We start from the raw sequence: 9,285 nt of genomic DNA on the forward strand, positions 1-9,285 counted from the left end.
CTGCCGGCCGACGCCGCGGACATCGCGGACGCCGCAACCGCCAAGGCCGCGCCGCCGCGCCGCCCCGGCACCGGCACCGGCACCGGCACCACCCCGCCGCCTCCGCCGCCGCCCCCGCCAGGTCCGGCCGCGCCGCCCCCGGGGGGCGACTCCCTCGGGTACGTGCCGACCCAGATGGTCTCCTCCCTCGGCCCCCAGGGACCCGACGCCCCCGGCGTGCCCGGTGCCCCCGGCACGCCCGGCGGCCCGCAGGACGGCGGGATGCACCACGCGGCCACCATGCTGGCCGACCCCTCGTCCGGTGGCTCCACGCCTCCGCCGCCCCCTCCCCCGCCCCCGCCGGCGGCACCGGGCTCCGCGACGCCTCCTCCCCCGCCTCCCCCGCCGGCCGCTCCGGGCGGCGTGCACCAGGCGGAGACCATGTTCGCGCCGCCCTCCGGGCCCCCGGTGCGGCCCTCCGCGCCCGGCCCGGTGCCCCCTCCGGGTGCCGTGCCGCCGCCCCCGGCGGCGCCCGCGGCACCGGGCGCGCCCGGCGTGCCGCCCGCGTACGGGTACCCGCAGCAGCCCCAGCAGCCGATGGTCGGTCCGGGCTACCAGGCCGTACTGCGCTACCGCGCCCCGGACGGCTCCGAGCACCAGCTGATCCGCCGCAGCGCGCCGGGCCTCCCGCACCCGGAGTGGCAGATCTTCCACGAGCTGCGCGCCATGAACGTGCCGCAGAACCAGGTGCTGGAGCTGCACACCGAGCTGGAGTCCTGCTCGCTCCCCGGCGCGTACTGCTCGCGGATGATCCGCGAGCAGTGGCCGCAGGCCCGGATCACCTCCATCGCCCCCTACGGCGAGGACCACGCGGGCCGGCAGCAGGGCATCGCGCAGCTGCTGGCCCACCAGGGCGAGCTGCACCAGGTCGCGGACGGCCCCGCCCGGCCCGGCCCGGTGCGGGCGCCGCTGCCGCCGGTGCCGCCGCTCCCGCCGGTGCCGCCGGAGGGCGTCGCGCACGAGCTGGCGGCGGTGTTCGGGCCGGGGGTGTTCCGCTTCGACCAGGCCGCGGTGTCCCGTCAGGGCGTGCCGCCGCAGGTCGCCCACACCCTGGTGGTGGCCGGGCTGCCGTACGACCTGGGCCCGTTCTTCTGGGCGCAGGCCCAGCCGGGACGGCCGGTGCCGACGCTGGCCGAGCTGGCGCAGGAGCGCGGCGTGCAGCCGGCCTCCGACGCCGGGTCGTACCTGGTGATGGGCAGCGACTTCGGCAAGGCGGTCTGCGTGCAGTACGGCACCGCGCACATCGTCGCGGTGCCGGTGGAGGCCGGGCCGGGCGGTGCGCCGGTGCCGCCGCAGTTCGTGAACACGGGGCTGCCCGAGTTCGCGCGCTGCCTGGCGCTGCTGGGGCGGATGTGGCCGCTGCGGTTCGGGCTCAACCAGGAGCAGGCGGCGCGCTGGACGGTGGACTTCCAGGCGCAGCTCGCCGCGCTCGACCCGGCGGCGCTGGGGTCGCCGGAGAGCTGGTGGTCGGTCCTGCTGGAGCAGTTCTGGGACGGCCTGCTCTGACCGTCCGCGGCGGCCCGGCTCCGTCCTAGCGGGACCGCACCCCCGCCAGGATGCGCGGCTCCAGCTCCGCGTACCGCTCCTCCTGCTCCCGCACCTCGCGGCGGCCCGAGGTGACCGTCCCCAGCCAGCCGAGGGCGAAGCCCAGCGGGATCGTCACCAGACCGGTCGTGGTCAACGGGAACCAGTTGAAGTGGTGTTCCGGCAGGGCCGAGTGGGGACGGCCGGAGACCAGGTTGGTGAAGGGCGTGAGCAGGAGCACCGCCGCCGAACCGCCGATCAGGGTCCACAGCGCCCCGCGCCGGGTGTACCGCCGCCAGAACAGGCTGTGGACCAGCGCCGGCGCGATCGCCGAGGCGCCCAGGCTGATCGACAGCGTGACCAGCGGCTGGAGGTTGCGGTGCTGCACCAGGGTGGCCAGGCCGACCGCCGTGACGCCCACCGCGAGCGCGGCGATCCGCGCCACCGTCACCTCCCGGCGCGCGCCCGGCCGTCCCCGTCCGGCGAACACGTCGTGCGCGATCGAGTTGGCGCAGGCCAGGATCATGCCGGCCACCGAGGACAGCAGGGTCAGGAACACCGCCGTCGTCACCGTGGTGAGGAGCAGCGCCGCCGGGTAGGACCCGTCGGCGCCCAGCGCCGCCCGGGAACCCAGCAGGAAGGCGGTGTTGCCCTGCGGGTCCGCCGCGGCGATCGGGCCGCGCCCCACCAGCGCCACCGCGCCCAGCGCGACGACCACGACGACCAGGGAGAAGAGCGTCACCGAGGAGACCGCCCAGGACATCGACCGCCGCACCTGCCGCGCGTCCTGCGCGGTGAACATGCGCATGGTGATGTGGGGCAGCACGGCCGCGCCCAGCACGATCGACACGTGGATCGACAGCATGTCGAGCCGCGGGAACGGATGCCCCGCGAATTCGACGCCGGTGCTCAGGAACGCGTCACCGATGCCGCTGCGGGCGGCCGCCGCGTCGAACAGCGCGCCCGGGCTCCAGTCGTACCGGGCCAGGATCACGCCGGAGACCATCACCCCGGAGCCCAGCAGGACGAAGATCTTGACGATCTGGACGAACGCGGTGCCCTTCATCCCGCCGATCACCGCGTAGCTGATCATCAGCACGCCCAGGCCGACCACCATGCCGGTCTCCAGGGCCTCGCTGTCGAAGCCGAGGATGAACGACATGAGCTGCCCGGCCCCGGCGAGCTGCACCAGCATCATCGGCACCAGCGACACGATCGTCACCGCGCACGCCGTGATCCGCACCGCCCGGGAGGCGGTGCGCCGGGCCAGCACGTCGCCCATGGTGAACCCGCCGGTGTTGCGCAGCGGTTCGGCCAGCAACAGCATCAGGAGCATCATCGACAGCGCGGTGCTGAGCGCCAGCAGCATCCCGTCGTGGCCGAAGAGCGCCACCAGACCGCAGGTGCCCAGCGCGGTCGCCGCGGAGACGTAGTCGCCCGCGATCGCCATGCCGTTGCGGAACGGGGTGAGGACGCCGTAGCCGGTGCAGAACTCCCGGAGTTCGTCCCGGTCGGGTCCGGTCATCACGCAGAGCAGCAGCGTGACCGAGGCGACGGCGCAGAACGCGACCAGGGACATCGAGTGCGCGGAGAAGTCGTTCACCGGTCCTCCTCGCGCGGTTCCCGGGCGCGGTCCACCAGCGGATCGACCCGCCTGCGCGCGGTGTGCTCCCAGACGGCCAGGACGACCACGGTCAGCGGGAGCGGGAGCAGGACGAGCAGGGGTCCGAGGCCCGGGCCGCGGCCGGGCCCGGTGCCCACCGGCGACGGGGCGAACACCGCCGGCAGGACGTACAGCGTGAAGAGGCCCAGCAGGACGAGACCGGCGAGGCGCCGCTGTCCGCGGTACGCGGCGCGCAGCGGCGCCAGGTCCACGGGCTGCCGCGGGGGCCCCGGCCGCACGCCGAACGGGCGGAACCGGGCCTCGTGCGGCGGGAGGTGCTCGTCGTGCGGGGGGAAGTACGCGTCGTACGGGCCGGCCTGGCCGGCCGGGAACGGCGGTGGCGGCGGAGGCGGCGCCTGGTACGGCGGATGACGCGGGTCGTGGGACATCCCGTGCTCCTCGCGAGGCTCAGGACCCCGGGAAGGGGCCGCAGGGAGGGGAGGTGGACGAGCCCACGCAAGCTACCGGCGCGCCCGCCGCCGTCGCAGGGCTTTCACCCGGCGGCGGCCTCGCCGGAGGACCGGACGGTGCGGGCTCACTGCCCACCGCCCTCCGCACTGGTCGCCGGCACAGGGAAGCGCCGCGGCGCCAGCGTCAGCAGCACCGCGAACGCCACCACCGCCGCCACCGCGGCGCCCAGGTAGACGGCCTGCGTGGCCGCCGCGACGGCCCGCCCCGTGGCCTCCGGCACCCGCGCGCCCGGTTCGAGCGCCCGGGTCACCGCGTCCAGGTCGCCCCCGCCCAGCCGTGACGCCAGCACCCCGTTGGCCACCGCGCCGAACAGCGAGGCCCCCACGGTCTGCCCGGTCTGCCGGCAGAACAGCACCGACGCCGTCGTCGTGCCCCGCTCCGACCAGCCCACCGTCGACTGCACCCCGACCAGCAGCGGCGCCGAGAACAGCCCGAGTCCCGCCCCCACCACCGCCATCAGCAGCACCGGCTGCCACACCGACCCCGGAGAGGGCAGCAGCTGGAACGCGCCGAGCGCCGACGCCGTCACCCCCATCCCGATCAGCCCGGTGTCGCGGAAGCCGATCCTGCGGTACAGGTGCTGGCTGAGCGCCGCCGACACCGGCCAGGTCAGCGTCCACACCGACATCACGAACCCGGCCGCCACCGGATCCAGGCCGAGCACGCCCTGCGCGTACGTCGGCAGGAACACCGTCGGCGCCACCATCAGCAGGCCCATGGCGCCCATCGCCAGGTTGACCGCCGCGATGGTCCGGCGCCGCCACACCCAGCCGGGGATCACCGGATCCGCGGCCCGCCGCTCGATCACCGCCACCAGCGCCGCCAGCGCCAGTCCCGTCCCGAACAGCGCCAGCGACGGCGCCGACAGCCACGGCCACGCCACGCCGCCCTGCACCAGCGCCGTCAGCAGCACCCCGGCGCAGGCGAAGACCGCCAGCGCCCCCGCCCAGTCGACCGGCGGCCGCGCCGCGCTTCCGGACGTCCCCGCCCTGCCGGGCTCCCGCAGGTGACGCACGATCATCCGCAGCGCCACCGCGCCGACCGGCAGGTTGACGAGGAAGATCCACCGCCACCCGGCGTGCGCCGCCAGCAGTCCTCCGACGCCCGGTCCCGCCACCGCGGACATCGCCCACACCGTCGACAGCCGCGCCTGGATCCTCGGCCGCTCCCGCAGCGGGAACAGGTCGGCCGCCAGCGTCTGCACCGTGCCCTGCAACGCGCCGCCGCCCAGCCCCTGCACCACCCGGAAGGCGATCAGCGAGCCCATGTTCCAGGCCAGCCCGCTCAGCAGCGACCCCAGCAGGAAGAGCGCCGCCCCGGCCACCAGGACCGGCTTGCGGCCGAAGGTGTCGGACAGCTTCCCGTACACGGGGAGGGTGACGGTCACCGCCAGCAGGTAGCCCGAGAACAGCCACGAGAAGTACGCGAAGCCTCCCAGGTCCCCCACGATCTGCGGAACGGCCGTGGCGACCACCGTCGAGTCCAGCGCCACCAGCGACATGGCCAGCATCAGCGCCGCCGTCACCGGGCCCCGCCGCGTCACGGTCACCGTCGCCGTCCCGGCCCCCGCCGCCGGAAGATCAGTCCTGGCCACCAGAAGTCCTTTCCCCATGCATCTATCCGCCGGGGTACAGCTTGGCACCGGGACCGCTCCGCGCGGCAGGGCGTGCACCACCCCCGAGGAGCCTCCTCCGCACGGCCAACTCCCCCTAGGGGAAGGGCCGTACACACCGTCCGGGATGCCTCCCCCCGCCGGACGACGCCGCCTCGGGCCCCCGCTCCCTAGCCTGGTCGCACGCCCCGGGGGGAGGCGGACGGCACCGGGGACGGTGGGGTTTACCCCCCACCGGAACTGCACCGGGCACCATCGCGCCGCGCCCCGCCGCCGAGAAGACTCGACCCGTCGGCAGGGCGCGGCTCCCGACGGGGAGGACACGCACCCGGACGCACCGCGGCACACCGACACACCGTGCCGGCGCACGCACCGCCGCACACGCACGCCGCACCACCGGCCCGACGCCGACCACGGGCCGGACGACTCGACCCACACCAAGGAGAATCACCGTGACTTCGGCTGTGACCATCCCCAAGTCCGGGGGCACCGGGAGGACATCGGCCGTCGCCGCGCGGGCGCGGCAGGTCGTCAAGGCCTACGGCACCGGAGAGACCCGCGTCGTCGCCCTCGACACCGTCGACGTCGACCTGATGCGCGGCGAGTTCACCGCCATCATGGGCCCCTCCGGCTCCGGCAAGTCGACCCTGATGCACTGCCTCGCCGGACTCGACACCGTCACCTCCGGCCAGATCTTCCTCGACGACACCGAGATCACCGGCCTCAAGGACAAGAAGCTCACCAGGCTCCGCCGCGACCAGGTCGGGTTCGTCTTCCAGGCGTTCAACCTCGTCCCCACCCTCAACGCGCTGGAGAACATCACCCTCCCCCTCGACATCGCCGGCCGGAAGCCGGACCAGGAGTGGCTGGAGCGGGTCGTCGAGACCGTCGGCCTCGCCGGCCGCCTCAAGCACCGCCCCGCCCAGCTCTCCGGCGGCCAGCAGCAGCGCGTCGCCGTCGCCCGCGCCCTCGCCTCCCGGCCGCGGATCATCTTCGGCGACGAGCCGACCGGAAACCTCGACTCCCGGGCCGGCGCGGAGGTCCTCGGCTTCCTGCGCCGCTCCGTCGACGAGTTCGGCCAGACCATCGTCATGGTCACCCACGACCCGGTCGCCGCCTCCTACGCCGACCGCGTCGTCTACCTCGCCGACGGCCGCATCGTCGACGAGATGCGCAGCCCCACCGCCGAGGCGGTCCTCGACCGCATGCTGCGCTTCTCCGGGGGACACCCCCAGACCTCCGCGACCGGCACCCGGGAGCGCACCGCATGACCACCACCCGCAACGCCGTCCGCGGCTTCCTCGCCCACAAGGGGCGGATGGCCCTCTCCGGCATCGCCGTCCTGCTCTCCGTGGCCTTCGTCTGCGGAACCCTGGTGTTCACCGACACCATGAACACCACCTTCGACAAGCTCTTCGCCACCACCTCCGCCGACGTCACCGTCAGCCCGGAGGACGCCGACGCCGAGAACGCGTCCGCCACCGGCGTACCACCCGTGCTGCCCGCCGGACTCGTCGCGGACATCGAGCGCGCCGAGGGCGTCGCCTCCGCCGAGGGCGGGGTCTTCTCCACGAGCGTCACCGTCGTCGACGCCGACAAGGACAGCCTCTCCCCCACCAGCGGGGCGCCCACCATCGTCGGCAACTGGACCGACTTCGACGCCCGCACCATGGAGATCACCGACGGCGCGGCGCCACGCGGCTCCGGCCAGGTGATGGTCGACGCCGACACCGCCGACAAGCACGGCCTCGCCCTCGGCGACGCCGTCTCCGTCATCGGCGTCAAGGGCACCCACGCGGCGGAGATCAGCGGCATCGCCGCCTTCACCGTCACCAACCCCGGCGCCGCCGTCTTCTACTTCGACACCCCCACCGCCCAGAAGATCCTGGTCGGTGAGGAGGACGTCTTCACCGACATCCACGTGACGGCCGCCGACGGCCGCACCGACGAACAGGTGAAGAAGAACGTCACCGCCGCCCTCGCCGGCACCGCCGCGGCGGACGGCGGCTACAAGATCCTCACCGCCGACGAGGCCGGCGACCAGGCGTCCGCCGACTTCGCCGGGGTCCTCGACGTCATGAAGTACGCCATGCTCGGCTTCGCCCTGCTGGCCGCCCTGGTCGGCGTCTTCCTGATCTTCAACACCTTCTCGATGCTCGTCACCCAGCGCACCCGGGAGATCGGCCTGATGCGCGCCGTCGGTTCGTCCCGGAAGCAGGTGAACCAGACCGTGCTCGCCGAAGCCCTGATCCTCGGCGTCGTCGGATCCGCCCTCGGTGTGGGCGCGGGCATCGGCCTCGCCGTCCTGCTCATGGAAGCCATGGGCGCCATGGGCATGAACCTCTCCACCGACGACCTCACCGTCGCCTGGACCACCCCCGTCGCCGGAGTCGTCCTCGGCGTCGTGGTCACCCTGGTCGCCGCCTACCTGCCCGCCCGGCGCGCCTCCAAGGTCTCCCCGATGGCCGCCCTGCGCGACCCCGGCATGCCCGCCGACGCCCGCGCCGGACGCATCCGCCTCGCGCTCGGCACCGTCCTCACCCTCGCCGGGGCCGCCGCGCTCCACGCCACCACGCGGGCCGAAGCCGCCGGCGACGGCTCGCAGTGGCTCGGCCTGGGCATCGTCACCACGCTCGTCGGGTTCATCGTCGTCGGCCCCGTCCTCGCCTCCGGGGTCGTCCGGGTGCTGGGGCTGCTCGTCCTGCGGCTCTTCGGGCCCGTCGGCCGCATGGCGGAGCGCAACGCGCTGCGCAACCCCCGCCGGACCGGCGCGACCGGGGCCGCCCTGATGATCGGGCTGGCGCTCGTCGCCTGCCTCTCCGTCGTCGGCTCCTCCATGGTGGCCTCCGCCACCGACCAGCTCGACAAGACGGTCGGCACCGACTTCATCATCCAGTCGCCCAGCGGCCAGCTCATCACCCCGCAGGCCGTCGACGCCGTCCGCGGCGCCGAGGGCATCGACCGGGTCACCGAGTACAAGCTGCTCCCCGACGCCAGGATCACCATGCCGGACGGCCGCGTCGCGGACAAGGAATGGCTCAACGCCGCCGACCCGTCGTACGCGCGGGACCTGCGCACCGACACCGAGGCCGGCGACCTCGCCGACGCGTACGAGCCCGACTCCATGTCCGTCTTCGGCGACTTCGCCGACAAGTACGGCCTCACCGTCGGCTCCGAGGTGAAGGTCGACTTCCCCGGCGGCGGAACCGGCACGCTCACCGTCCGCGCCATCACCAGCGACGAGGTCACCGTCGACAAGGGCGCCCTCTACCTCTCCGTCGACACCGCCGCGAAGTACATCCCCGCCGAGAAGATGCCCCTGGACTCGATGCTCTTCGCCGGCGCCGAGGACGGGCAGGAGGACGCGGCGTACACCGCCCTCAAGGCCGCCCTCGACGACTACCCGCAGTACCAGGTCATGGACCGGACCGACTACAAGGAAGCGCTGCGGGACCAGATGGGGCAGATGCTCAACATCGTCTACGCGCTCCTGGCGCTCGCGGTGATCGTCGCGGTCCTGGGCGTGGTCAACACGCTGGCGCTGTCGGTGATCGAGCGCACCCGGGAGATCGGGCTGATGCGGGCGATCGGGCTCTCCCGGCGGCAGCTGCGGCGGATGATCCGGCTGGAGTCCGTGGTCATCGCGCTCTTCGGCGCGCTGCTGGGGCTGGGGCTGGGCATGGGCTGGGGCGCGGCCGCGCAGCAGCTCCTCGCGCTGGAGGGGCTCACGGTGCTGGAGGTGCCGTGGCCGACGATCCTCGGCGTCTTCGCCGGGTCGGCGGTGGTGGGCCTCCTCGCCGCCCTCGCCCCCGCCCACCGCGCGGGCCGCATGAACGTCCTCGGCGCCATCGCCACGGAGTGACCCCCTGCCTCCTCCACCAGGCCCCGCCCGGCTCCGGGCGGGGCCTCGCGCCGTGCGCCGGCCACCGCCGCGTCCACGGGCCCGCCCCGCGCGGCCGGCCCGCGCCGCGGGGGG

6 protein-coding genes are annotated in these 9,285 nt (G+C 74.5%); 3 read left to right on the plus strand and 3 right to left on the minus strand.

Annotated elements, in window-relative coordinates; translation table 11 throughout:
* Positions 1-1,545, plus strand: a 1,545-nt coding sequence (locus tag A2U95_RS12560; RefSeq protein WP_206282871.1) for an SUKH-4 family immunity protein, incomplete at its 5' end; no start/stop codon positions are given.
* A gap of 25 nt (positions 1,546-1,570) precedes the next feature.
* Here the strand turns inward: A2U95_RS12560 and A2U95_RS12565 are convergent.
* The 3 genes from A2U95_RS12565 to A2U95_RS12575 form a co-directional block, all read right to left on the minus strand.
* Positions 1,571-3,142 (minus strand): sodium/solute symporter, encoded by a 1,572-nt coding sequence (locus tag A2U95_RS12565; protein WP_166025130.1) that lies wholly within the window; start codon positions 3,140-3,142, stop codon positions 1,571-1,573.
* A 20-nt stretch (positions 3,143-3,162) separates the two neighbouring features.
* Positions 3,163-3,615, minus strand: a complete 453-nt coding sequence (locus tag A2U95_RS12570; RefSeq protein WP_166022206.1) for a DUF485 domain-containing protein — start codon at positions 3,613-3,615, stop codon at positions 3,163-3,165.
* A gap of 146 nt (positions 3,616-3,761) precedes the next feature.
* Positions 3,762-5,360 carry an MFS transporter gene (locus A2U95_RS12575; RefSeq protein ID WP_420857025.1) on the minus strand — a complete coding sequence of 533 codons (1,599 nt, stop codon included), beginning with the start codon at positions 5,358-5,360 and terminating at the stop codon, positions 3,762-3,764.
* 401 nt (positions 5,361-5,761) lie between these two features.
* Here A2U95_RS12575 and A2U95_RS12580 point away from each other — a divergent pair, with 401 nt between their 5' ends.
* Both A2U95_RS12580 and A2U95_RS12585 read left to right on the plus strand, forming a co-directional pair.
* Entirely contained in the window at positions 5,762-6,580 is an 819-nt protein-coding gene (locus A2U95_RS12580; RefSeq protein ID WP_166022208.1) for an ABC transporter ATP-binding protein, read from the plus strand.
* Complete coding sequence (locus tag A2U95_RS12585; RefSeq protein WP_166022209.1) at positions 6,577-9,171, plus strand: ABC transporter permease; 2,595 nt, start codon at positions 6,577-6,579, stop codon at positions 9,169-9,171. The genes A2U95_RS12580 and A2U95_RS12585 overlap by 4 nt, the downstream gene beginning before the upstream one ends.
* Positions 9,172-9,285 lie beyond the last annotated feature (114 nt).

The organism is Streptomyces chilikensis (genome assembly GCF_001642695.1).
Classification (GTDB): domain Bacteria; phylum Actinomycetota; class Actinomycetes; order Streptomycetales; family Streptomycetaceae; genus Streptomyces; species Streptomyces chilikensis.